This is a genomic window from Brachyspira sp. G79 (genome assembly GCF_002379365.1).
Classification (GTDB): domain Bacteria; phylum Spirochaetota; class Brachyspiria; order Brachyspirales; family Brachyspiraceae; genus Brachyspira.
Window position 1 is genome coordinate 1,771,970 of record NZ_JQIU01000008.1, and the last position, 23,539, is coordinate 1,795,508.

Genomic DNA, 23,539 nt, shown 5'->3' on the forward strand with positions numbered 1-23,539 from the left:
CTTTAATATAATTATGTTTCAAATAAAAACAATAATTTATTAACTTTTATTGTAAAAAAATACAAATATTATTTAATAAATATTGACAATTTTATTTATTAATTTAATATGTATTTGGGTAATTTATATGTGTGGAATAATTGCTATATGCATATAGCATATAGCATATAGCATATAGCATATAGCAATAACTATTCATTAAAACTATCATCACTACATAATCTATATAATTTAACAATGTATCATATTTCTTTTCGTATTGCACAAATAAAGAAAATTAACAAATTAAAAAATCTAATTAATACCTTTTTAATTTTTACTCAAAATACATTTTATATCTCTGATAACTTATTAAAGATAAAAAATCTTTAATTGTTATAAACAAAAAATATTTGAGTAGCAGCTAAAATGAAAAAAGCGGTTATTAAAATTATTTTGTGCCTCACAGCAGTAATTTTTGCAGTAAGCTGCAGAGGAAATAATGATTCCCCTACAAATCCAACTCAAGTAGAATTTTCTGTTAATATTGATACTATTGGTTTATCATAATCAAATAGAACAATAGGAACTTCATCAGAAAATACTTCTTTAATAAAAGAAGGAAAAATTAGATGTTATCTAGGACAAGAGACTAAAGTTGAGATAAGTAAAGTTACAGCTTCAGCTGGAGGCGTATCATTAGAGCCTGCAGATTTTGAATTAACAACTTCTACAGTATCAGCAACAGCTGGAGAAGTATATGAATATACATTTACATTCTTATTCACAAGAACATCAGACAATAAAACAGCTACATCTGATGGTACATTATATGTTGCTAATATAGGTATAATAGATCAAAATGATATAGAAACAGCAATAAAAAATACAAAATATACTGGTGCCGATACTGGAACAGGTACGCTAGTTGTAAGCACAACACCTGCATTGACATTTAATTTATCTCCGTTTACACTAAATAAAACAGCAGGATTTACATCTAAAGGTACAAGTGCTACTGGAAATAATGCGTATAATGTTAGTGATGCTGAAAGTGCTATTTTTTCGCAAGCTAAAGGAACAGGTTTTTTCTTTAGTGCTAAAGGTGTTAAAGATACTAGTAACAAGCAAGCAACACTTACAATCACTGTAAAGCTAAATAACGGATATATGCTTGATGATGCTATAAGCTATGTAGCGACAGACGGTTTCAAATTAATTTTAAGTCTTGATGGTACAAGCGGAACTTGGAAATAACTATAAATTAAATCAATTACAATAATAAAAGCCTGTCTTGTAGTTAGCTATGAGGCAGGTTTTTTAATATATACTAAAAATTCTTAAGTTTGTAAATTTTTTATTGTTCTTTTTCACGCCGCAAAAAGAACCATACGCTGCACGCCTGCGGCGAAAGTGCAAGTGTAAAAATAATCCTAAATTGTACTAACTATGTTTTATATGTATGGTAAATTATTAAATTAGACTAAAATATAGCCTTTCGCTACTGTGGGCTGTGCCTGCTTCTCGCCACAGGCGTACTTCGTATGTGGCACACCGAAGGCGGACAGCGTCACAAAAGAACTGGGGTGGGGCACGACAGGACTAGTCTCCACAAATACTAAAATTTAAAAATTTATTTTTTGACAAACTTAAAAATTTTTAGTATATACCCAATAACTTCAAAAATTACTATAAATTATAACTATGCTTACATCGTGTTATAAAAATCCTAAAATTTAATAAACGCTTGGGTGGGCATGCTTTTTACAACTTCAGCAATGAAAATAAATTGAATTCTTATAACAAATAAGCACAAAAAATTTTAGAGGGCGGTGATTTAAAATAAATTGATAAATATTAAAAAATATTCTCATAAACTTTTACCGCCTCAAAATATAAAAATTATTTTATTAAATTTTCATTATAAAATAATATTAATTCATAAATATACAAAAAAAAATCTCATAATCTATATAATTAAATTGATATTCAAAATTAAGTTTCAAGGCAGGTTAATAATTTTAGGGTCTGTTTCTTTTTTTTCAACAAACCAATCTTCTTCACTATTAGGATCCATTTCCGCTATTTTTTCAAGTCCCATACATATATATGTACCCTTAGCCGTTACAGCAACTTTATCATCATTAAGAAGTATATATCCTTCGCCCTCAAATATCCTTCCATCTCCTGAAGTTATCTTTCCTATTATTCTAATTTGTTCATTAATAGGTACTGGTCTTTTATATTTTGTAGTAAGAGTCATAGTAACTCCCCATTTATCTTCACCTGTATAAGGCATCATAGCCCTTCCTATAGTTTCATCTAAAATAGCAGCTAGTATTCCCCCATGAACTCTTGAAGGATATCCTTGATGAACATCTTTAAACGTTACTAAAGCACATAATGATTTATCTTCTAGTTCATAAAACTCAGCTTTCAAACTTAAATCATTTTTAAATCCGCATACAAGACACATTCTTGAATTATTCTGTTTATTTAATACTTTTAATTCCATTTAAAAAACCTCTTATAAATATTATTTTTTATTTTAAACTACATATTAATACTTTTATACAAAAATACAATATCACTATTTCTGTATTTATCAGTTTTATAAAAATAAACATTATAAAACCTTTTATTTGGTTGACAAAAATGTAAATTAAATTTAATATTAAAACAAGTTATGTAACTAGGAGGATATTATTATGTCTAAAGAAGTATCAGCTATGTTTTCTTTTTTGCTAGGACTATCTACTGGAATAGCATTAGGTGTATTGTTTGCTCCAAAAGCAGGCGAAGAAACTAGAGAAGATATTAAAGAAACTATGGATAATATCAAATATAAAGTAGATGATATTTATCATAGAAGTGTTTTAAAAACTTCAGAATTAGTAGAAAAAGGTAAGGAAAAAACTAATGATTTTCTTGAAAAAAGAAAAAAAAGAACTGCTGAAGAAACAGAAGAATAATAAATAATTATGCAAGATATTACATTTCAAATTAATGTTATAGCTATCTCTTTAGCTTTTATAGCAATAGCTACACTTATATTAGTGCTGGCTATATTTTTCGTTTTACTTGCTGGTTATTTTAGATTCACTAATAGATTTGACAGAATTTTAGAAAATATCGAATCTATTAGTGAAAAAATTAATAATATAGCTAGTACAGCCGATGAAAGTGCAAGTAAAGCTAAGGGTGCTTTGGATAATATTCAGGAAGTTATTAATGATATATCATGCAGTGTCAATAACTTCAATTTAATGACTAGAGAATTTGCCAATAATTTCAGTATTATCAATATATTTAAATCTATATTTAATTTATTTAGCGGTAAAAATAAAAAATATTATACAGATGATGAAGATGATTTTTAATTAATAGGACTTGACTTAATTATGTTAATAAAAAAATATTTTTCGTACTTTTTTCTATAACTTTCTTTTCTATATTACTATACTCTGAAGATACTAATTGGGTAATCAGGATAAAAGATGGTCAGGGTAATGTAAAAAAAATAATGACAGCTCAGGACTGTATGTCTGAAATATCAAATCTTATGATTTTCAGAGGGGCCCCTGCTGAAGCTGCGGAACTTCTGCTTACAAATGATTTTCAGCTCTGGCAGTTTGCATCTCAGCTTATAGAACAGGAACTTGTTTATATGAAAGCATCAGAAGAAGGATATGATAAAGACGAAGATGTTTTAACTCTAATCTCAAAAGAAAGAGATAATCAATTATCACAGCTTTATATGCAGGAAAAAGTGGAAGATGATTTTGCTGTTGTAAGCGATGCTGAAAAAAGAAAATTCTTTAATGACAATAAAGCAAGAATACAGGCATCTGTAGGAAGGGCTGTAACATATGAGCAGGTAGCTATGGATATAGAAACAACAATACTTCAGGAACGTATGCGTAATGAATATGATAAAATTATAGCTAGAGCCCAAACTAATTATAATTTGAAATATTCGGTTACTTCAGATCCATGCATCACTATAGATGATAAAACTGTTCCATTATCAGAGTTTAATGATATGTTTAATGAATCTATAAAACAGGCTGGTGCAAATATACCTGCTGCATTAAGAATACAGGCAAGAGATGGTATGTTTAAGGCTTTTGTAGCAAGAGAAATTATGATGTATGAGGCTAAAAAAACAGGTTTTTATGATACGCCTCAGGCTAAAGCTATAGAAAATTTTATCACAAGAAGTGCCGTTACTGCTAATTATATAGATAAGACTATAAGATCAACAATTCCAAAACCTACAGAAGAAGAGATTAATTTAGCCTATGAACAATATGGAAAAATGTATAATATAGACTCTCTACCGTATGCAGATGCTCAAAAGGCTTTAGAAACTATGGTAATAGAGGCTAAAACTCAGCAAAAATATCAAATATTAGTTACCGATTTACGCTACAGATACAGCATAGAAAAGAATCTCGATTTACTATTAAAAAAATAATTCCAGACAAAAGTTTATGAGAAATAGATTATCTGCTATATATTTTATATTGTTTATATTATTCTGTTTTTCTCAAGCTTCTTTTGCAAGAAGAAATGATTTTGACTTTGATCTATCGCCTCTTATAGAAAAAAATAAAATGTTTTCAGCAGGCATAGGCGGAATATTTTCTGAATATAATGCATGGTTTATAAGCGGAAGATTATATACTTTGGATCCTTATAATGAAAATATAAGCAGAAGAAACTTATATTTTACATTTATGCCATATTTTAAAGTAAGACCTATTAAATATTTAGAATTGGGTATATCAACAGGCTTCACTTATCAAAGACAGGACTATAGAAATGATATAACGAGTGCAACAAATATGACAGACAGCTTTGGATTTGATTCTATAAATGCCACTATGAAAGCGACTCTTTTAGATTGGTATTTATCTATAGGACTTAAAGTTGGTTTAAGTTATAATTTTATGAAAAATAATCATACATATTCTGAAACTAAAGATCCTTTTAACCTATATGCTACAATAATGATTGCTGGAGTCCCAAAAGTAATACCTGTTAATTTCTTATTTGCTTACACTTTAGACACAAGAGATAATCTAAAAGAAGACTTTCTCAGTATCGGAGAAATATCAGGAGCAATAGAAATAATAACTTCACCTTTTATCACACTATATACTGGTGTTAATTATATATTTCCATATACAAAAAAAGCAAGTTTATCTTATACAGATATATTTGTAAAATTTAAGGCTACAATATCAGACTTTTTATATATGACAGTATCATATCAGAAAACAGTTTATGGAACAGCAAATGCACCTAATACAGCAACATTTAATTTTGGTATAGAATATATGTTTTATTCTCCTAAATGGGACTGGTGGCATGTTATAAAACCAAAAGAAGAATAAATAATAATATATTGGCTCTTAAATAGAAAATATAATATTAATACTTTTTCCTAGCATATGCTGAGAAACAGTTTGTATAAAGCCAAGTACAGTTCTTAATATTCCAGCAAATAATAAAGCATAAAGAATCAAAAAACCATAAGGATATATTTTATCATAAGTACTCTTTCCTTTAGGTGATAAGAAAAATCTCAATATCCAGCCTCCGTCTAATGGAGGAAAAGGCAAAAGATTAAAAAACATAAGCATTATATTAATCATATAAAACATAAAAAGCATAGTTAAAACTATAGGTAAAGCATTAAGCATTATATTTGTAAGCATATTATCATGCTGCTCTAAAAACATCATAATTTTATATATTATAAAAGTTCCGTCTGCTGTAAATGTGAGTATTTTGATTATAATAAATGATACAGTAGCTATAATAAGATTGGCAAAAGGACCTGCAAATGAAACTAATGCCTGATCTCTTTCAAAATTATTAAAATTATGCGGATTGACTGGTACAGCCTTCATCCAGCCTATAACTGGAATACCAGTAACTGCTGCAATTAAAGGAAGAAGAACAGAACCTAATATATCAAGATGTGCCAATGGATTAATGGTAAGCCTTCCTAAACTCATAGCTGTTCTGTCTCCTAGAGTATAGGCTGTCTTGGCATGAGAATATTCATGCATACTTGCTGATATAATAAACACTACATAGGATATAATGCCTATAGAAAGTCTGTTAGAAAATATTTCATAAACCATTTTTTACTTCCTTTAAATTAAATATTAGACTTATTTAATTTTTTATAAATATGACTTTTACAAACAAATCAAAAATATTTCATATTTATAATCTTGTCATTAATTTTTTAACAAATTTATTATAATTACTGCCTTTTAAATATAACATTTTTTAAAGAAATTTATAAAAAATAGCTTAAATTTTATTTATATCATTTTATATATTTTTTAAAGCAATTGCTAATTGACCATATCCTGCATTCTGCAAATTATAAACTTTTAAAAACCCGCTTTTATCCATATATATTCCAAGTAAAATAGATCTGCTTCCGCTTGCACAGTAAAGTAAATATTTTTTTCTTTATCTAAACTATTAACTAATTTCTCGCTTTTAGGATCATTCAAATCAACTAATATGCTGCCCTCTATAGTTCCGCTCATATCTGCTTCCATTTGACTTCTTACATCAAGTAACTGAATATCATCATTTGATTTTATTAAATTCACAGCTTCTTCAACATTAATAGATTTCAACATTTTATTTATCCTTTATTATTTAATATACATATTGTAGGTATATTATCATAAATATAAATAAATATCAATAAGCTAAAATCTATATAAAGATCATTAATACATTATTTTAATATTTCATTTTTGTATTTATCAAATAAAGTACCTGAAAAATCGGTTTTTTCTATTGCATCTTTTAAACCTGTAACATTAATAGTATACTTTTCTCCGTAGTTATTAGGTCTTATAGATAGGCTTTTGCTTTTTATTAATTTTCTAAAAAATCAACAATTTCTTTTTCCTGAATAATTCCGAAAGACGGAGATATTGTATATAGTATATCAAAATTTTCACTAGAAGATCTCATAATAGGCTCTACAGAATTATACGCTGAATTATCAAAACTATATTCCACTATAGGAGTATTTTCATCTATATCATCTTTATACCAATTAATACTTATACTAAGCTGATTGCTTCTTGAAGCTATATATATTTCAAAATCATTATTGCTTTTCATAGTCATTGTAACAGTTTTTGTATCTGTATTATCATAAGTTATTTTTCTTACTTTCCAATTATTATAATATGTAGTTACAGCTTTAGGAAAAACCTCAATACTGATTATAAGCAAAGATATGAATATAATTACTATTTTTTTCATACATTCTCCTGTTTTTTATTTTAACTATATATTATGTTTACTAATATATAATATTCTCGTTAATTTATAAAAAAATATTAGAAATAAAATATAATCTAATAAGTCAATTTTTTTATTTCATTATACCATTTATTGAAATAATCTTTCAGTTCATCATAGCTTATCATAGATTTCTCAAATTTATCAATATGCCAAGGAGATATTAAATAACCTAATTCTGATATATTATTTTTATTATTAACATCATCTATAAAATCATTGATTTTTTTTATAAGACTTTCTTTATCTATATTTTCTTTTATATAATTTTTTATTTTTATATTTTTAAGATTATTATTTTTTAGTATATTATTTTCATTATATATTTTTACATTATTAATTTCAGCCGATTCTTTGGTTAAAGTAAAAATATCAGACATACTTGAAATTTCCAAAACTAGGTTTTCAAAATGATTTTTATAGCTTAAAAGAGAAGAAGATGTATTTCTATAAATATTATCATAGCATTTAATCTTCTGATTATCATTAAGTCTTTTATATTTATAAGTTTCAAAAGTTTTTAATTTGCTGCTATTTAGATAATCAAAAGCAGAGGCATTGGAATATGATGAATGACTTTTATCATCGGCATGACAAAAATCACATCCTGCAAGAAGTATGTATCTTGGATTAAGCATACAGGCTATTCTTAAAGCAGGCATTACTACGCTACCTTCCATATAAAAATAAATGTTATTCTCGCTTTCATCTGTATCATTTATAGGATAAAGTATTTTCTCAAGACTTTCATCATGAGAAAAATAAAATATTCTCTCATCATCAATATGGGTAAGAGGATAAGGATAAGCACTGTGAGTAGTAAATATATTAATATCATTATTTTCTTTTTTAAGAAGCTCTGTAAGATATATAGAAGAGTAAAAACCTCCGTCTGTAGAAACCACAGCATTTGGTTTTATATCATTTTTTATCAAAGTATTAAGAGCATGAGACAATACTATAATAAAATGAGTTTTGGATAATTCTCTTATTTTTTCTATATAATTATCTATAGATGCCCCAGCAGATACAAGAAGTACTGGAATCTCTTTATTTAAAATATTATGATATGTTTTTATAGAATATCCTTGGCTAAAATGCATGTTATATAAGATATTGCGTGCCCATATAGGAGCAAAATAATAATTAGAAGTTAGAGACATTAATTTTTCTTTTATACTATTTGAGAGACATATATTAACATCATCATAATACTTAGTGCTTTCAGCATCTATATTTGAAGCTCTTACATGTCTTATATATATGATCTTTTTTGCATCGTTTTCATTCATATAAAAATTAAAAAAAGAATATATACTTTCTATATCTTCATTTAATATTATTATAACGTTTTCTAAATTTTTCTCTTTTATATTTTCTAATATAAGTTTTACTATCTCAATATCTTTTTCTATTATTATAGCTTTATTATTTTTGTTTAAAGACAAAAAATATTCTATATGATAAAATGAAGCAATGGATAAAAATATGCCTATATGTTCATTATTATCTTTAATAAACTGACTTATTAATCTTTTAGCCTCTTCCATAGGAGCATAAGTTGAAGTAAGAGGCTTATTATTATATAAGACACTGAAAAGATTATTTTTTGCAGGTTTTAATTGGTATTTATTATCCGCCAAATTATAATTAATTAATTTTGTTACAGCCCTAAAATTATATTTATTTTTTTTTAATTGATCTATATTTTCATCAAATATAATGTTGTCAGTCATATTGTCATTACTCTATAAGAATATTTAAGAATTAGAATATACCATATTTCTCTATAAGTTCATAAGCGGTATCTTCATCATTTTTAAGATTATTATATATAATAAGTTCAGGTCTGTACTCAAAATGTATGGTATCATAATTATGCCATTTCCCGCCCCATATAAAACCATATTTCTCAAATGTTTTTACTACAGATTTAGGAGGATGCCATCTCTTTTCATAAGGCACAGCATACCAAGCCTTATTATTAACCCTAGTCCAAGCCCAATAAATTTGCTTTCCATTATTTTTTTTAGGCAAAGTATCAAAAGCAACCCCATAACTATGATAGCTTCTGCTTGCACTTTTTGAGATAATTTTCCAAACATATCCGCTTACAATTTTTAAAGAATCCAAGAACTCTTTGGCTTCCTGATTAGTCTGTGCTATTAATTTTACTTCTATACTCACATTAGAAAGAGATTCATATACGTAATCATGCACTCTTACTTTATATCCTAATATACTTTCTGTGCTTATATGTTTTACCAAAGAACGTTCATTGGTACCATCATAAAGTGTGTCTAAAAATTTATTATTAATATATTTTGTATTATTTACCCTTTTTTTATAATAGTCCTGAAGCTCTTTAGTTCTCTCTGGAGTTTCTTTCTGAACTTCAGGCATTCCATCAACAGTATAAGAATAAAAACCAAAAGGTATATATGCATCCTGATTTGACATATCTTCATCAGTTAATAATTTTCCATTAGCCCAATTAAACCATATACCATCTAAATAAAAACCAAGTTCTCTGTTTTTAATGATAGGAGGGGATATTCTATTTGAATAAGCCAAATGCAAAGCTATAGTTTCTAAAGCACCAGGTCTTATTATAATATCCTTTCTTACTCTTTTTTTCTCTTCCTGAAGCTCTTGTTCTTTTAAATTAATAGAAAGATTAGGCATCATACTTTTTGTATTGTTAATATATATAATACCTACAGCAGAAATAGAAGAAACAATTACTATAATAAATGCTATCATAATAAATTTGTATTTAGAACTAGCTTTTATGATAAAGCTCATAAGTGCTAATGCCGCTAATATAGCAGCTATTACTAATACATATTGTAAAACTGTCATAATATTTTTCTACTAACTCTATAATATATTTTTAGTTAACATAACGCTAAATATTAACATATTTTAAAAATTAATTCAAATTTATTATCGTTAAAAAAATCATCTTTAATAGGAAGTTTTATCAATATAGAACAGGAAGAAAGAGAAATTGGGCGATGACGGGCTCGAACCGCCGACCTAGTGCTTGTAAGGCACCCGCTCTCCCAGCTGAGCTAATCGCCCTTTCGTTTTGAAATTATGTATTTATACTAACATGATATAAAAAAAAAGTCAAGCAATAAAACGTATATTTTTTTTAATTACATAAAATATTAACTATATAGTTAATAGATAAAAAATATTTTTAATTGCATTAATTATTACAAATACAATCTTTAAAATTTATACCACTTTATATTAATTTAATTAAAATTTCAGCAAACTAATTAATTATAGTATAATTAATTACTATTATATAAAAAGTTTATCAAATATATATTGATAAAATAAAAAAAATGTTATTATATTATACTGTAAATATTATATAAGTAGAATATTATTAAAAATTATGAATATCGAGTTTTTACTTTCGGCCAGATTTGATAATAGAAGGGTTATCCCTACCCAAGATAGATTATTCAAAGCGATAGTCTCTTCTTTAAATGAAGTTAATATCAATCCTCTTGTTATGCTCTCAGAGTTTTCTATAATAGAAGATGGTAACACTCTCATATACTCATTTCATCCATCTTCAGACCCTATATATTTTGAGTTCAAAACTGATACTTTATTTATAACTATCAGTACTGGAACTTTCGGAGCTGGATATCATAGATTTATAGTAGGAGTTTTGGATAGAATAGCTAGAAGACTTGATATTGAGTTTAAAGAAAATGACGCTCATAAAGATCCTAGCGGTTATTTTAGAAACAGAAATTTTGAAGAGTTAAAAAAGTTTTTTATAAACTCATTAGCCAATTATGCCCAAATGCTTATAACTCATCATGATAATGGATTTAGTAATTTTATGATATCTATGCCTTATGATTATCCTATGATAGAAAAAAGCTATTTTGCACTTTCTGCTTTAGGATATTGGGGTAAGAATTGGTTTACTGACTTTGTAGATGCAAGCGAAGAAGTAAGACTCAGCATGTCTGAAGAGTTCTTTATTTGGAATAATGAAGAGATGAATGCTAAATTCTGGTTTAAAAGCTTTATAAGTATGATATGGCTTTATTATCCTTTTAGAGAGATAATTGATAATAAAGAAAGAACTATGTATAAAAAAATTATGTATTCTTTTCAAGAATCATATAAAAAAGACCCTTCCCTAAAATACCCTTGGGATATATTAATAGATATAGCTTATTATTTAGATGATGAGAACTTGGCAAGATTTATAGAAAGCAAAAAAAATACTCATCAGCCTTCAGCAGAAATAGGATTTAGATTAGAAAATGCAAGATACTCTATAGCTGCAGGTTTTACTATAAGTCTTCCTATGCGTATGAATATTTTTAAAAATAATAAAACTTTAATAGAGTTTAAAAATATTAATATATACATAGCAATGCAAGTATACTCTTTTGCTAATGATGAAACTGATGTTATTATGGAATATGTATTAAAGCAAATAGATATTGCTGGAGAAGATAAGGGAGAAGAACTAGATATAAAAGTAAAAAGTAGCAATATACAGAGCATAGTATATGAAAAAGAACTTGAAGATGATGATTATATGATTACTGTTGCAGCTGCTGCTAAAAAACTAGCACTTCTTGCTTGGTTTACTTATACTGGGAAAGAAAATAGAGATACATGTATTGAGGCTATCAAATCTATCGAAGTAGAAAATTAATCAACATTTATAAAAAATTATGTAAAGTAATCATAATAACTACCGATAATAAATTTGTAGTTAGCTTAATAGAAATTTAAGTAACTATTAATTTAAAGGTGGTATTTATGTTTAACTTATATGAAGAGCTTACAAAAATAGAGATACTTCTTTCCAAAGAGATAGAAGTTTATAAAATAATCTTAGAAGATGAAGAGAAAAAAGTTAATTCTATAATCAATACTAGACTGCAGGATATACATTTATACTGCGATCATCAAAATGAAAAAATGACAGAAGCTAATGAACTTAGAAAATTAAGAGAAAGCATTATTGATTTGATAGTATTAAATAAATTCCCTCACCTCTCCGAAACAGCAACATTATCAGATATTATTAGAAGAATACCTCTTAATAAAACTGCCAGAATATCTGCATTACGCCTTGAATTGGTTACTTTAATGGCTAGATTAAAACATCTCAATAAATTAGCTCCAAAACTTTTTGACGAGGCTTTAGACTTGTTTGCAAATATGAAAGAAGTTCTAAATGAAAGCAAAAAAGTTGGCTATAACAACAAAGGCAAAGAACATGTTGTTAATAGAAAATTATCAGTTTTAGTAAATAAGCAAGTTTAATATAGAATATTTATATCTTAATGAAACGTATGGCATTTTTATGTTATACGTTTTTTTTACGCCTAAAAAATTATCTTTTTAAATTTAAAATATTTGCATAGCAGAGTTCTATTATAAATTATATTAAAATTACTACAAACAATAATAACTTTGAAACAATTCTATTTTTTATACAATCTATAATAAAAAAATTGTTCTGCTGATATTGACAAGCATATTTAATTAATTATTATTTAAATCTGTAAAATATAAAATTGAGGAGATTAAAATGAGGGCGGCCGTATTTTATGAAAAACATAAAATTATTGTAGAAGATTTAAATATAAGAGAACCTAATGATAATGAAGTATTAGTAAGGGTAAAGTACTGCGGGGTATGCGGTACAGATGTTCATATATATGAAGGGGCAAAAGGGTCTACCGATGTCAATCCTCCAAGAATATTGGGGCATGAATTTTCAGGACAAGTAGAAAAAATAGGAAAAAATGTAACTAAAGTAAAAATAGGTGATAAGGTGGCAATTGACCCTAATGATTACTGTAATAACTGCTATTATTGTAATAATGCAAAAAAACATCTATGCAGCAGCATGACAGCTGTAGGGGTATCTTTAAATGGAGGATTTGCAGAATATGCTTTGGTTAAGGAGAATTTAGTTTTTAAGGTGGCAGACAGTGTTTCTTATGAAAGTGCTGCTATGACTGAACCTATTTCATGCTGTCTTCATGGTATTGATTTGATGAATATTAATCAAGGCGATACTGTAATGATAGTAGGTGCTGGAAACATTGGACTTATTATGATTCAGCTCGTAAAATACAAAGGGGCTGTTAATATTATAGCAGTTGAACCTATAGAAAAAAGAAGAGAGAAAGCAAAAAAATATGGTGCTAATATAGTGATAGATCCAGTTAATGATTGTACAGAAAATATATTAAAAGAAAATAATATATTTAATATTGATAAGATTATAGATTGTGCAGGCAAAATACAGACAGCAGAATATTCTATTAAGTATGCAGGCAAAGGTGCTGAGGTAATGCTATTTGGATTAACTTCTCCAGACGATGAGTTAAAAATAAAGCCTTTTGAACTATTCCAAAGAGAAATTACTATAAAAACTTCCTTTGTTAATCCTTATGCTTTTGAAAGGGCTATTCATTTACTTGAATCAAATATTATAAATGTATCAGATATCATAACAGATATTATAGAGCTTGAAAATATTAATGATGTATTTACAAAAAAATTATATCTTAAAGACGGAAAGGTTTTGGTTAAAGCATAGATTTTGTTTTGAATTAATAAATAGTAAAATTTGTAAAAAAAATATTAATATAAAATTAAGCAGAAGTTACATATTAAAGTTTCATCTGCTTAATTTTTTATATTATTAAGGTATTTTATGCATTGTTATAAGCAGCTTCTATATTATTATTTTCTTCTTCCAATGCTTTTCTTTTCATTTTCCTGTAAATATAAATATACATAATTGTAGCCAATGCAACACTTACAATATCAGCTATAGGCTGAGCCCATATAATACCGTTTATACCAAATAATTTAGTACCTATAAGTATTGTTGGTACAAATGCTATACCTTGTCTGCTTAATGAAAGCACTAGAGAAGGTATAGATTTTCCTAATGCTTGGAATGTAGACATAAATACAAACTGAAATCCTATTATAGGAGCTATGGCATAACTTGCCACTAAAAATTTTACCCCATAATCTATAACCTCTTCATTATTAATAAATACTCCTACAGACCATCTTCCAAATATTAATGAAAGCCCTAGAAGTAAAAATCCTATTACAACACTTACAACACATGATATTTTTATAGCAGCGTTCATTCTTTTGTAGTTTTTAGAAGCAAAGTTATATCCTACAAAAGGCTGAAGACCTTGAGAAAGACCTATAAATACAAGTACAACAAGTGTAAATATTCTCTGAGCTACTCCAAGTCCTGCTACTACATTATCACTATATCCAGCAGCTAAATTATTTATAAGAACATTTGAAGCACTCATAAGTATATTGTTTATAGAAACTGGTATTCCTATAGAAAACACATTGATAAGTATGTCTTTATGCATAGAAAAATCTTTTACATGTATTGATAGGAAAGATTTTTTTCTTAGTATATGATATATGTAGTATATAGTAGAGCATGCATTACCTACTATTGTGGCAAGAGCAGCACCAGCAACCCCCATATTCATATAAAGTATCATAATAGGGTCTAATACTATATTAACTACAGTACCTATCATCATACCAATCATAGCTTCTTTTGAAGAGCCTTCAGCACGTACAATCTGCCCCATAGCCATTTGATTTACTACAAAAGGAGCTCCGAATGCCACTATTACTAGATAATCTTTAGAAAATTGATAAGTATTAGGGCTTGCACCTGATATTTTTAGTATATCTTTCATAAAAATCAAGTAAACAGCCATAGAAATAAATCCTACTATAATACTTGCATAAAAAGCAAAAGATGATATTTTTTTTACGCTATCATAATCTCTTAAGCCGAGTTTTCTCGATATATAAGATCCTCCTCCTATACCAAAGATATTACCAAAAGCCATAAGAAGTAAATATATAGGCATACAAAGCGATACAGCAGCTACCTGATTAGGATCTCCAGTCTTTCCTACGAAAAAAGTATCTACCATATTATAAAAAACATTTACTAACATTCCTAGTATAGTTGGAAGTGCTAGCGTCATTAGAGCTTTATGTACAGGATAATTTTCAAACAGTTCGATTTTTTTATCTGTCATTTGTTAGTACCTCCTAATTTTTTATTGTAAAATATATAGTATACTATATATTAAAATTTATCAAGCAATATATAAGAAGAAATTTCTAATTTTTTTCAAAAAGTTATCAATTTTGCCTATTCTTATATAGATTATTAGTCATATTTAGAGTTTATCATGTAAAATATGTTTTATTATAGATTAAAATATAAAAAAATTTATTTAGTCATTATAATTTTTTATAAAAAAAGAGGCATTATTAAAAATAATACCTCTTTACTTTTATTTAATATTAAATTAATCTCTTCTTCTTTGAGCAAGCATTAAAAGTCTTAAAAGTGTAAGTATAGCACTAACAGCAGCAGCAACATAGGTTAAAGCAGCAGCAGACAATACCTTTTTGGCCCCATCAAGCTCTTCTTGATCTAAAAATCCGCCCTTATCCAATATTTTTATAGCTCTGTTTGAAGCATCAAATTCTACAGGTAAAGTAACTAAAGAAAAGAATACAGCAAATGCAAAAAGTATAATGCCAGCCATCATAATATAGTATGAAAAACTTCCAGCCCCTCCTATCATAATACCTATAAGCACCAAATAAGGACCGAATTGATCTCCTATAGCACATAAAGGATAAAAACCATTTCTTATAGAAAGCGGAGCATATCCTCTGTTATGCTGTATGGCATGTCCTACCTCATGAGCCGCAACTCCCAAAGCAGCAACATCTGTACCGTCATAAACACCAGAAGAAAGTCTTAATACTCTTGAAGAAGGATCATAATGGTCTGTTAATGTACCTCCTATTCTTTCAACTGGTATATCAATACCGTATCCTTCAAGTATGTATTTAGCAGTTTGAGCACCAGTAATTCCTCTTTTATTTTCAACTCTGCTGTATTTAGCATAAGTAGATTTTACTTTCATCTGAGCCCAGAAACCCAATATTAAACCTGGTACAAGTATCCATATATATCCGAAATAATATTCAAAATATCCGCCTAACATATTAAAAAACCTCCTATTTTATTTTTAGTATTTTTCATTTATTTATTTTTTATATATTATAACATTTTTTTATAACTATGTTAATAGAATTTTGTAAAAGATAATAATTAAATGTTTCAAAACAAATTTATGTGTATTTTAGCATATACCTAAACAAAATATAGTTTGTCAAAAATAAAATTATATTTTGTTTTTAATATCAGGGGCTTTGCCCCAGACCCCAGTTCTTTTATTGGTATAAAAGAACCAAAAGAACTGCATTTGACAAAGTCCACCCACAACCGAAAGAAATATCGTTAGGTATGGTTAACCAAAAAACAGTAAAAAATTATAAATTTGAATATTTTTATTATAAATAAATTATTTTTTTGTTAAAACTTGTTTTTCTCCATTATCAAATACAGCTGTTTTACCATCCAAATTAAAAACTACATCACCAAATGGAAATATTTTTAATGTATTTTCTGTTAATAAACTAGTATAAGTAACATCATTATTATTTAATTCTACATTACCATCTATACTTATATATAATATTTTTATTCCTTCACTATTATAATAACTTCCAGAATAATTATCAATTATTTCATATCTATTACATAATTCTGTATATTGATTATATTCATTGTCAAGAGAGCGTATTAATATTTTGTCATTATAAAATACATAATTTTTTCTAGATGTTCCAGACGATAAAGTTAAAATGTTATCATTAATATTTGCTGTTGAATAAAAAACCAATTCTACTTTCATCTGTATATATATTACCATTTTCATCTACTTTTATAGCTATATATCCATTATTATAATATAGTTTCCAGTATATTCTTTTGATATTTGAATCCCATATACTTTTTTTAAATTATATGTTGAAAAATCAAATGATTCTTTTTTTAAAATACTTGATGTTAAAATTGTTAATTTATTGTTATCGAATAACAAATCATATAAAAACCATTCCTCTTCTAATTCTATTTTATTATCTGATAAATATAAAATTTTATTATCAATATTTTCAACCCATAAATTATTCATAGAATCAAAACTAAATAATTTAGAATCTTTTATTTTATATCTTATATAATTTACTTGAGCATATACACCTTCATAATCTTTAAAAAAATTAGCTATATCTAAAGGATTATCAGTAGGCGGTATTATTACAGGAGGATTTACTGTATCTTCATCATCTACAACATTTTCATTTTCATCAGATCCAATATTTTCAGTATTATTTGGAGTAGTTGGAACTTTTTTGCATGAATAAAACACAAATAGTGTAATAAAAATTAATAAAATTATATTTTTCATAATAACTCCTAATAAAATATTATATCAAGCTATTGATTATGTCAATATAATAAAATATATAATTAATTATATATTTAGTATTATAATAAGTAATCAGCCGCACGTATCGTTGACATTTGATAAGAATAAACAATACCGTGCGGGAAGGTGCCGCAGCTCGCGGTTGACAAACTTAAAAATTTTCAGTATATACTATCAGCATTTATTACAGAGTATTCAACTGTTTTTCCTACAGCTTCTAAAGTTTTTTTATCTAATTTGTCTATTGTATCCTGCGAAGTATGATGAAAAATATATCCCATATCTATAATATCAATAAAAGGTATTTTTTCGTTTAAAAATGGGGTGTGATCATCTATTATAGTGCCGTAATGTTCATCAAAAAAATAACTGCCGTATCCTAAATCATCTGCATACTGCCAAACTTTATTATATATTGGAGAATAATATGTATGAGCAAAACTTTCATATTTGAATTTTGCATTTTTGCTTCCAACCATATCAAGAAGAATGCCAAATTTTATTTTTTGTTTATCAATTATCTTATCTCTTGTAATAACTTCATTTACAAATGCAATACTTCCCTGTATCCAATCAGTCTCTATTAAAGAAGTACCTTCAACATCAAATAGATTTCCATCATCTTCCAAATCAAATAAAACAAAGCATACACTGTAAGGCAAGTCATTATAATTTTTTAAAGCCTTCATAAGCTCTAATAAAACCCCACTGCTGCTTGCTCCGTCATTAGCCCCTATTATAGGCTTATCTCTATTAAATGCCATTTTATCTTTTTCTGCTACAGAACGGCTGTCAAAATGGCTTGCTATAATTATATAATTATCAGTTTTTCCTTTAAGGAATGCATACATATTTTCACCGTTTCTTTCTTTTATATATGGGGCTTTAAAATTATGACTAAAAACTTCATAACCAATGTTAGAAATTTCTTGTTTAAAAAAATCTCTTACTTTTTTATGTGCTTCGCTTCCATAGTTTCTAGGTCCTAAATCAGTCTGTGTTTTTATGTAATTATAAGCATTTTCCGCATTAAAATAGAAATTATTATTTATTTTATTATCAGTATTTGCCTTTGCACTACCGCATGAATTAAACATAAAAAGTGTTATAATCATAGTTATTGTTATAAATTTCATAGTTTTTTATTTCCAAAAAATGGTATTATGATATAAGATTTTAAAATAATAGTGTTAAAAAGTCAATGTTATTATATTAATATGCAGCAAATTACCCTCTCGGCATTTTTTTATAAAAAATTAGTCTTTACTTTTTTTTAAAAAGATATTATAATTATGTTATATGTGAAGTTAATATTATGCTGCTGTTTTGTAGGGGATGACTAAATAGCAAATAAAAACATAATATTAAAAAGCTTTAGAAAAATAAAAATTACAAAAAATATTTTAAGCACTATTCATGGAGGGTAGTTATGATTATCAACAATAATATTTCTGCATTAAATGCAAACAGACAATTGAATTTAACAGGAAATTCAATGACTAAAACTATAGCACAGCTTTCTAGCGGTATGAGAATTAACACTGCTGGTGATGATGCTTCTGGATTAGCAGTATCTGAAAAAATGCGTTCACAATACCGTGGTTTACAACAAGCTACTAGAAATGCTCAAAACGGTATTTCTTTCATTCAAACAACTGAAGGTTATTTAAATGAAACTACTAACATTATGCAAAGAATGAGAGAATTAGCTATTCAATCTGCTAACGGTATTTATTCTGACAGTGACAGAGCTTTAATTCAAGTAGAAGTTAACCAATTAGTAGCTGAAGTTGACAGAATTGCTTCTCAAGCAGAATTCAACAAAATGAATATGTTAACAGGACGTTTTGCTGCTGATGGTCAAACTCCTATGACTTTCCACATCGGTGCTAATATGGATCAAAGAGTAGCTGTTAATATAGGTGCTATGACTGCAGCTAACTTACAAGTTGGAGGAGACACTCCTATTTCTATTTCTTCTGTAGAAACTGCTAACCAAGCTTTAGGAAGAATAGATGAAGGTATACAAATGGTAGTAGCTCAAAGAGCTGAATTAGGTGCTGTTCAAAACAGAATGGAATCTATGGTAAAAAGTTTAATGATAGCTACTGAAAACACTATCGCTTCTGAAAGTGTTATAAGAGATGCTGATATGGCTTCTGCTATGGTTGCTTATACTCGTGAACAAATCTTACAACAAACAGGTGCTGCTATGTTAGCTAATGCTAATATGAAAAACCAATCTATAATGAGAATTATTGGATAATTTAATTTAAGCGACTTATTACAAATGTAGATATAAAGCCCGTTGGTGCATAGGTGCTAACGGGCTTTTTATTTGTAATCTTTTATTGTTTTAATTAAAACTTCAGTATATACTGTAACAATTTTATTTTGTCAACTACATTATACAGAATTAGCAACTTTTTTGCCGCACAAAAAATTTTTTATCTTTCTGATACACTTCGTAAAAAAGCAATTGATACAACTTTATATTTTTACATATACGTATTAAAATGTATGGTAATATTGGAAATTTAGGTTACACCTTGCTACAGCGTGCATAGCAATGCGTACAGCGTATGTTCTCGCTGAAAGTGACAATGCAGACATCATAGAAAAACTTATGTGCTGCGAAGCCTCATATATTAAAAATAAAATATAACTTTATTTTTGATAAATTATATCCATTTAGGCATATATTATTTTATTTAGGAAAGACAAATATGTCTGTATGCCTCGTATGATATTATAGCTGCTGTGTTTGAGAGATTAATAGAACGTATATTATCGCTCATCGGTATGTATACAGAGTTATCCAAATCATTTTCCCATAATGATTCTCTAAGTCCTGTTGATTCTCTGCCGAACAAAAGTATATCATTATTTTGATAGTTAAACTTATCATATCTGTTTTTTCCGAATTTTGTTATTGGTATTATTCTTCTTCCATTGTTATTGCAGTATTCCAAAAATGTATTTTCATTTTCATGTTTAATTAGTACCAAATTCTCCCAATAATCAAGTCCTGCACGTCTTACTTCTTTTGAACTCATTATAAATGACGGCTTTGAAACTATATGAAGTTCTATATTAAGTCCTACACATAATCTTCCTATATTTCCAGTATTTGCGGGTATTTCTGGTCTATATAATGCTACTGCTACATTGAAATTATTTTTTATAATTGTACTGCTCATAATTGTTTATTTATTTTTTATTAATAAAAATTTTATATTTATTTTAAGATAGTTTATATTTTTTTCAATATGTTTTATTGATTGTTAATAAATTCGTTATTAGTATTGATTTTTTTTATTTATAAGTTAAAGTAATAATTACATCTTTTTTAAAAATAAGGTAAGAGGAAAAAAGTGAATAAAATAGAGGAATATACGCAATCCACTTCTAAATATGAATTATACGCATTTCTTACAGAAAAGATAATTTCAGGCGATATAAAAAATTTTTCAGAAATTTTTACTTATGCCAAAAATATTAATTTTGAAAAAGTTCATGACCATAAAGCTATATTAAGAGCTTTATTTGATATTATACGTAAAATTAATTGGGGATTTTTTAATAATCTTGATAAAGAATCATATCCTAAACTATGGTCTCAGTTTGTTATTGAAAATCCGAAATATAGTTTTGCAGGCGATTTAAAATTAAGTCTATCAATAGCTGATGTTTATATAGCAATGCTTGATATACATGGTTATACAAAATTTTGCGAAGAGAATAAAAATAATTTATCTAAACTTCATGCATTAGATGATCTTATGCAAAATAAAGTAAGTGAGGTTACGAAATTTTATAATGTTATATCGCATAGAAAGCAGGGTGATGAAATTATTATGGTATGCCCCACTGCTACTGATGCTTTAAGTGCCACTATAGCTATTATAGGAGTATTAAGTAAGAAAAGATTATTGAAAGAATATCCAAGTGTTGATACATCAGGTCTTCCAGAGTTTAAAATAAGTGCTGGAATATCAGGCGGCAATACCAACAGTTCATTGATAATTACAGAAGATGGGGATTTATCAGGTTTTTTAATTAACAATGCAGCAAGAATGCAGGCAAGAGCCAATACTTTAGCACCAAAAGAAAATAAAGTAATAGTAACTAAAAATTTACAGTTCAACTTCTTAAAAGAGAACAGCAAAATTAAAAGCGAAATTTTTGAAAAGAATATTATTTCATTTTATGATAATGGTATGATATCATTTAAAGGTACAGAGATACCAATAGTAGAAGCTATATTTAATCCAGATGAAAAATATAAAGAATCATTTTTCAATGAAATGGAAGAGCTTATCAAAAGCGTGAAGGGTAATTTGTGGAAACAGAGAATGTTTACTGCTGTTTTGGACCTTATATCAAAAGTTGCAAAATCAATGCCTCCTTTCCAAATAGATGAACATGTTAATGAATATATATCTAGCTATACTAATAATACTATATGCGATTTATGTGATAAAGCTAATGGAGCATATGTTGTTAAAGAAAATTATAAAGAGGCTATAGACACTTTTGCTTTAATAATAAGATTATTAAAAACTATACCGAATTTTGATAAAATGGTTTTGGAATATGCCGAAAGTATTTGTGCAGGATACGAAAAAGTTTTGCCTATATACGATGTTGTTATAAAGAAAGATATAGAAGCTAATATATCTGAGATATTTCCAGCTAATCATATACCTATATTTCAGAATGTACAAAAGGCAAATGAAACTTATAATAAACTTATGAATTATGCTATGAGCAGTAAAACTTTAAAAAGAAGAAAATCTATTTGGTATGGAATATTAGAAAAAGAACTGCCGAATTTAGTAATAAGCATGTATTCTGGAAAGAAATAAATAAAAAATAATTTGTAAATGTGCGTAATTTATTTTTATATATCTATGTAAAAATTTATTTGTTTTTACTTGCATAAAAAATTATATATGATACACTATAAAACTAATAAACTGTTTTTTATTTTTTAAGGAGTATAATTTTATGAGTTTGAAAAACTTAAAAAAACTATTATTAATATTGACAACACTGCCTATAATAGCCTGCTCTCAAAATCAGGAAGGAGGAAGTAGCAGTTCTTCTTCATCTGATTCTATATCATATTTAAAAGGAGGAGAAGGCGATTGGGTATTAAAAATAGATGACTTTACTGTAAATCAAACTAATTTCAATAAAGATTTAGAAGCAGCTTTGGTACTTCAAGGAGCTACAGCAGATCAAATAGCTCTATATGCTAATGATGCAGCTACTAAGCAAATGTATGCTGACCAATTAATAAATACTGTTTTATTATTTAAAAAAGCTGAGGAAGAAAAATTCTTTGAAACTCAGGAAGCTAAAGATTTTATTAATCTTTCAGTAAGAAATGTTAAGTTTCAGTATTATCTAACTAAACTTATTGCTGATGCCGCTAAAAATATACCAGATCCAACTCCTGAACAGGCTCAGGCTTTCTTTGATCAAGCTAAACAGCAATTAACTCAAATGTATGGTATAACAGCATATAATACAGAAACAGCTCCTTATATAGCACAGTTATATAAAAATGCATATGCAGAGCAATTAGTTCAAAGAGATATACAGGATTTAAAAGATAAAGCAGTTATAGAAAGAAATACAGCTGTTTTAGGTGAAGCAAGCATACTTCCTCCTCAAATAGGAGATCCTAATGCAACAAATACAGCTATAATGCCTCAAAGTAATGATTTATTGCCAAGAACAAATAATTAAAATCTAATATAAATGGGAAAGGA

Annotated in this window: 25 protein-coding genes and 1 tRNA gene; 12 read left to right on the plus strand and 14 right to left on the minus strand. The window is 27.3% G+C overall.

Annotation, left to right across the window (positions count from 1 at the left end; all coding sequences use genetic code 11):
- Positions 1-408: 408 nt before the first annotated feature.
- Positions 409-549: a hypothetical protein gene (locus KQ44_RS15050; RefSeq protein ID WP_240516571.1), complete on the plus strand. Its 141-nt coding sequence runs from the start codon at positions 409-411 to the stop codon at positions 547-549.
- Between the two features lie 65 nt (positions 550-614).
- Here the strand turns inward: KQ44_RS15050 and KQ44_RS15055 are convergent, their stop codons facing one another.
- Positions 615-767, minus strand: coding sequence for a hypothetical protein (locus KQ44_RS15055; protein ID WP_240516572.1), 153 nt, complete (start codon positions 765-767; stop codon positions 615-617).
- Between the two features lie 160 nt (positions 768-927).
- Here KQ44_RS15055 and KQ44_RS15060 point away from each other — a divergent pair, with 160 nt between their 5' ends.
- A complete protein-coding gene (locus KQ44_RS15060) occupies positions 928-1,236 on the plus strand; it encodes a hypothetical protein (protein ID WP_240516573.1) in 309 nt (102 codons plus the stop codon).
- Positions 1,237-1,981: 745 nt separating this feature from the next.
- Here the strand turns inward: KQ44_RS15060 and KQ44_RS09265 are convergent.
- Positions 1,982-2,494 (minus strand): PaaI family thioesterase, encoded by a 513-nt coding sequence (locus KQ44_RS09265; RefSeq protein ID WP_096737154.1) that lies wholly within the window; start codon positions 2,492-2,494, stop codon positions 1,982-1,984.
- A 193-nt stretch (positions 2,495-2,687) separates the two neighbouring features.
- Between KQ44_RS09265 and KQ44_RS09270 the strand changes: the two genes are divergently transcribed.
- The 4 genes from KQ44_RS09270 to KQ44_RS09285 all read left to right on the plus strand — a co-directional run bounded on the left by KQ44_RS09270 (position 2,688) and on the right by KQ44_RS09285 (position 5,378).
- Positions 2,688-2,951 (plus strand): YtxH domain-containing protein, encoded by a 264-nt coding sequence (locus KQ44_RS09270; RefSeq protein ID WP_020004010.1) that lies wholly within the window; start codon positions 2,688-2,690, stop codon positions 2,949-2,951.
- A gap of 9 nt (positions 2,952-2,960) precedes the next feature.
- The gene (locus tag KQ44_RS09275; protein WP_096737155.1) at positions 2,961-3,359 is read left to right on the plus strand and encodes a DUF948 domain-containing protein; all 399 of its coding nucleotides are present in this window, start codon (positions 2,961-2,963) and stop codon (positions 3,357-3,359) included.
- A 143-nt stretch (positions 3,360-3,502) separates the two neighbouring features.
- Complete coding sequence (locus tag KQ44_RS09280) at positions 3,503-4,456, plus strand: peptidylprolyl isomerase (RefSeq protein ID WP_240516574.1); 954 nt, start codon at positions 3,503-3,505, stop codon at positions 4,454-4,456.
- 16 nt (positions 4,457-4,472) lie between these two features.
- Positions 4,473-5,378 (plus strand): hypothetical protein, encoded by a 906-nt coding sequence (locus tag KQ44_RS09285; protein ID WP_096737157.1) that lies wholly within the window; start codon positions 4,473-4,475, stop codon positions 5,376-5,378.
- Positions 5,379-5,396: 18 nt separating this feature from the next.
- On the opposite strand, the gene KQ44_RS09290 is transcribed toward KQ44_RS09285, so the two are convergent.
- The 6 genes from KQ44_RS09290 to KQ44_RS09315 all read right to left on the minus strand — a co-directional run bounded on the left by KQ44_RS09290 (position 5,397) and on the right by KQ44_RS09315 (position 10,413).
- Positions 5,397-6,134, minus strand: a complete 738-nt coding sequence (locus tag KQ44_RS09290; protein WP_096737158.1) for a site-2 protease family protein — start codon at positions 6,132-6,134, stop codon at positions 5,397-5,399.
- A gap of 258 nt (positions 6,135-6,392) precedes the next feature.
- A complete protein-coding gene (locus KQ44_RS09295; protein WP_240516575.1) occupies positions 6,393-6,650 on the minus strand; it encodes a rhodanese-like domain-containing protein in 258 nt (85 codons plus the stop codon).
- A 244-nt stretch (positions 6,651-6,894) separates the two neighbouring features.
- Entirely contained in the window at positions 6,895-7,290 is a 396-nt protein-coding gene (locus KQ44_RS09300) for a hypothetical protein (protein ID WP_240516576.1), read from the minus strand.
- A gap of 95 nt (positions 7,291-7,385) precedes the next feature.
- Positions 7,386-9,065 (minus strand): 6-hydroxymethylpterin diphosphokinase MptE-like protein, encoded by a 1,680-nt coding sequence (locus tag KQ44_RS09305; RefSeq protein WP_096737159.1) that lies wholly within the window; start codon positions 9,063-9,065, stop codon positions 7,386-7,388.
- Positions 9,066-9,096: 31 nt separating this feature from the next.
- Positions 9,097-10,191, minus strand: coding sequence for a M15 family metallopeptidase (locus tag KQ44_RS09310; RefSeq protein ID WP_096737160.1), 1,095 nt, complete (start codon positions 10,189-10,191; stop codon positions 9,097-9,099).
- 149 nt (positions 10,192-10,340) lie between these two features.
- Positions 10,341-10,413 (minus strand) — tRNA-Val (locus KQ44_RS09315).
- A gap of 325 nt (positions 10,414-10,738) precedes the next feature.
- On the opposite strand from KQ44_RS09315, the gene KQ44_RS09320 reads away from it, so the two are divergent.
- From KQ44_RS09320 to KQ44_RS09330, 3 genes are all read left to right on the plus strand, one after another.
- Positions 10,739-12,031, plus strand: a complete 1,293-nt coding sequence (locus tag KQ44_RS09320) for a hypothetical protein (RefSeq protein WP_096737161.1) — start codon at positions 10,739-10,741, stop codon at positions 12,029-12,031.
- A 107-nt stretch (positions 12,032-12,138) separates the two neighbouring features.
- On the plus strand, positions 12,139-12,648 hold the full coding sequence (flgN, locus tag KQ44_RS09325; RefSeq protein WP_013113563.1) for a flagellar export chaperone FlgN: 510 nt from the start codon (positions 12,139-12,141) through the stop codon (positions 12,646-12,648).
- Between the two features lie 268 nt (positions 12,649-12,916).
- Positions 12,917-13,936: a zinc-dependent alcohol dehydrogenase family protein gene (locus tag KQ44_RS09330; protein ID WP_096737162.1), complete on the plus strand. Its 1,020-nt coding sequence runs from the start codon at positions 12,917-12,919 to the stop codon at positions 13,934-13,936.
- A gap of 115 nt (positions 13,937-14,051) precedes the next feature.
- Here the strand turns inward: KQ44_RS09330 and KQ44_RS09335 are convergent, their stop codons facing one another.
- The 5 genes from KQ44_RS09335 to KQ44_RS09355 all read right to left on the minus strand — a co-directional run bounded on the left by KQ44_RS09335 (position 14,052) and on the right by KQ44_RS09355 (position 18,895).
- The gene (locus tag KQ44_RS09335) at positions 14,052-15,440 is read right to left on the minus strand and encodes an MATE family efflux transporter (protein ID WP_096737163.1); all 1,389 of its coding nucleotides are present in this window, start codon (positions 15,438-15,440) and stop codon (positions 14,052-14,054) included.
- 276 nt (positions 15,441-15,716) lie between these two features.
- Complete coding sequence (locus KQ44_RS09340; protein ID WP_096737164.1) at positions 15,717-16,427, minus strand: zinc metallopeptidase; 711 nt, start codon at positions 16,425-16,427, stop codon at positions 15,717-15,719.
- Between the two features lie 360 nt (positions 16,428-16,787).
- Positions 16,788-17,198 (minus strand): hypothetical protein, encoded by a 411-nt coding sequence (locus tag KQ44_RS09345; RefSeq protein WP_096737165.1) that lies wholly within the window; start codon positions 17,196-17,198, stop codon positions 16,788-16,790.
- Between the two features lie 18 nt (positions 17,199-17,216).
- Positions 17,217-17,738, minus strand: a complete 522-nt coding sequence (locus KQ44_RS09350) for a hypothetical protein (protein ID WP_096737166.1) — start codon at positions 17,736-17,738, stop codon at positions 17,217-17,219.
- Positions 17,739-17,920: 182 nt separating this feature from the next.
- Complete coding sequence (locus KQ44_RS09355) at positions 17,921-18,895, minus strand: M28 family peptidase (protein ID WP_096737167.1); 975 nt, start codon at positions 18,893-18,895, stop codon at positions 17,921-17,923.
- 293 nt (positions 18,896-19,188) lie between these two features.
- On the opposite strand from KQ44_RS09355, the gene KQ44_RS09360 reads away from it, so the two are divergent.
- Entirely contained in the window at positions 19,189-20,025 is an 837-nt protein-coding gene (locus KQ44_RS09360) for a flagellin (protein ID WP_096737168.1), read from the plus strand.
- A gap of 445 nt (positions 20,026-20,470) precedes the next feature.
- Here KQ44_RS09360 and KQ44_RS09365 read toward each other — a convergent pair whose 3' ends face one another.
- The gene (locus KQ44_RS09365) at positions 20,471-20,959 is read right to left on the minus strand and encodes a tRNA (cytidine(34)-2'-O)-methyltransferase (RefSeq protein WP_096737169.1); all 489 of its coding nucleotides are present in this window, start codon (positions 20,957-20,959) and stop codon (positions 20,471-20,473) included.
- Between the two features lie 174 nt (positions 20,960-21,133).
- Here KQ44_RS09365 and KQ44_RS09370 point away from each other — a divergent pair, with 174 nt between their 5' ends.
- Positions 21,134-22,627 carry a hypothetical protein gene (locus KQ44_RS09370; RefSeq protein ID WP_096737170.1) on the plus strand — a complete coding sequence of 498 codons (1,494 nt, stop codon included), beginning with the start codon at positions 21,134-21,136 and terminating at the stop codon, positions 22,625-22,627.
- 142 nt (positions 22,628-22,769) lie between these two features.
- Positions 22,770-23,516: a hypothetical protein gene (locus KQ44_RS09375; RefSeq protein ID WP_096737171.1), complete on the plus strand. Its 747-nt coding sequence runs from the start codon at positions 22,770-22,772 to the stop codon at positions 23,514-23,516.
- Positions 23,517-23,539 lie beyond the last annotated feature (23 nt).

Coding starts and splice junctions, on each gene's coding strand:
- KQ44_RS09285 (WP_096737157.1), top strand. CDS start 4,473: ATGAGAAATAGATTATCTGCTATATATTTTATATTGTTTATATTATTC.
- KQ44_RS09345 (WP_096737165.1), bottom strand. CDS start 17,198: ATGGTAATATATATACAGATGAAAGTAGAATTGGTTTTTTATTCAACA.
- KQ44_RS09275 (WP_096737155.1), top strand. CDS start 2,961: ATGCAAGATATTACATTTCAAATTAATGTTATAGCTATCTCTTTAGCT.
- KQ44_RS09355 (WP_096737167.1), bottom strand. CDS start 18,895: ATGAAATTTATAACAATAACTATGATTATAACACTTTTTATGTTTAAT.
- KQ44_RS09265 (WP_096737154.1), bottom strand. CDS start 2,494: ATGGAATTAAAAGTATTAAATAAACAGAATAATTCAAGAATGTGTCTT.
- KQ44_RS09280 (WP_240516574.1), top strand. CDS start 3,503: ATGACAGCTCAGGACTGTATGTCTGAAATATCAAATCTTATGATTTTC.
- KQ44_RS09300 (WP_240516576.1), bottom strand. CDS start 7,290: ATGAAAAAAATAGTAATTATATTCATATCTTTGCTTATAATCAGTATT.
- KQ44_RS09365 (WP_096737169.1), bottom strand. CDS start 20,959: ATGAGCAGTACAATTATAAAAAATAATTTCAATGTAGCAGTAGCATTA.
- KQ44_RS09310 (WP_096737160.1), bottom strand. CDS start 10,191: ATGACAGTTTTACAATATGTATTAGTAATAGCTGCTATATTAGCGGCA.
- KQ44_RS09330 (WP_096737162.1), top strand. CDS start 12,917: ATGAGGGCGGCCGTATTTTATGAAAAACATAAAATTATTGTAGAAGAT.
- KQ44_RS09290 (WP_096737158.1), bottom strand. CDS start 6,134: ATGGTTTATGAAATATTTTCTAACAGACTTTCTATAGGCATTATATCC.
- KQ44_RS09335 (WP_096737163.1), bottom strand. CDS start 15,440: ATGACAGATAAAAAAATCGAACTGTTTGAAAATTATCCTGTACATAAA.
- KQ44_RS09305 (WP_096737159.1), bottom strand. CDS start 9,065: ATGACTGACAACATTATATTTGATGAAAATATAGATCAATTAAAAAAA.
- KQ44_RS09270 (WP_020004010.1), top strand. CDS start 2,688: ATGTCTAAAGAAGTATCAGCTATGTTTTCTTTTTTGCTAGGACTATCT.
- flgN (WP_013113563.1), top strand. CDS start 12,139: ATGTTTAACTTATATGAAGAGCTTACAAAAATAGAGATACTTCTTTCC.
- KQ44_RS09295 (WP_240516575.1), bottom strand. CDS start 6,650: ATGTTGAAATCTATTAATGTTGAAGAAGCTGTGAATTTAATAAAATCA.
- KQ44_RS15050 (WP_240516571.1), top strand. CDS start 409: ATGAAAAAAGCGGTTATTAAAATTATTTTGTGCCTCACAGCAGTAATT.
- KQ44_RS09320 (WP_096737161.1), top strand. CDS start 10,739: ATGAATATCGAGTTTTTACTTTCGGCCAGATTTGATAATAGAAGGGTT.
- KQ44_RS09340 (WP_096737164.1), bottom strand. CDS start 16,427: ATGTTAGGCGGATATTTTGAATATTATTTCGGATATATATGGATACTT.
- KQ44_RS09360 (WP_096737168.1), top strand. CDS start 19,189: ATGATTATCAACAATAATATTTCTGCATTAAATGCAAACAGACAATTG.
- KQ44_RS09375 (WP_096737171.1), top strand. CDS start 22,770: ATGAGTTTGAAAAACTTAAAAAAACTATTATTAATATTGACAACACTG.
- KQ44_RS09350 (WP_096737166.1), bottom strand. CDS start 17,738: ATGAAAAATATAATTTTATTAATTTTTATTACACTATTTGTGTTTTAT.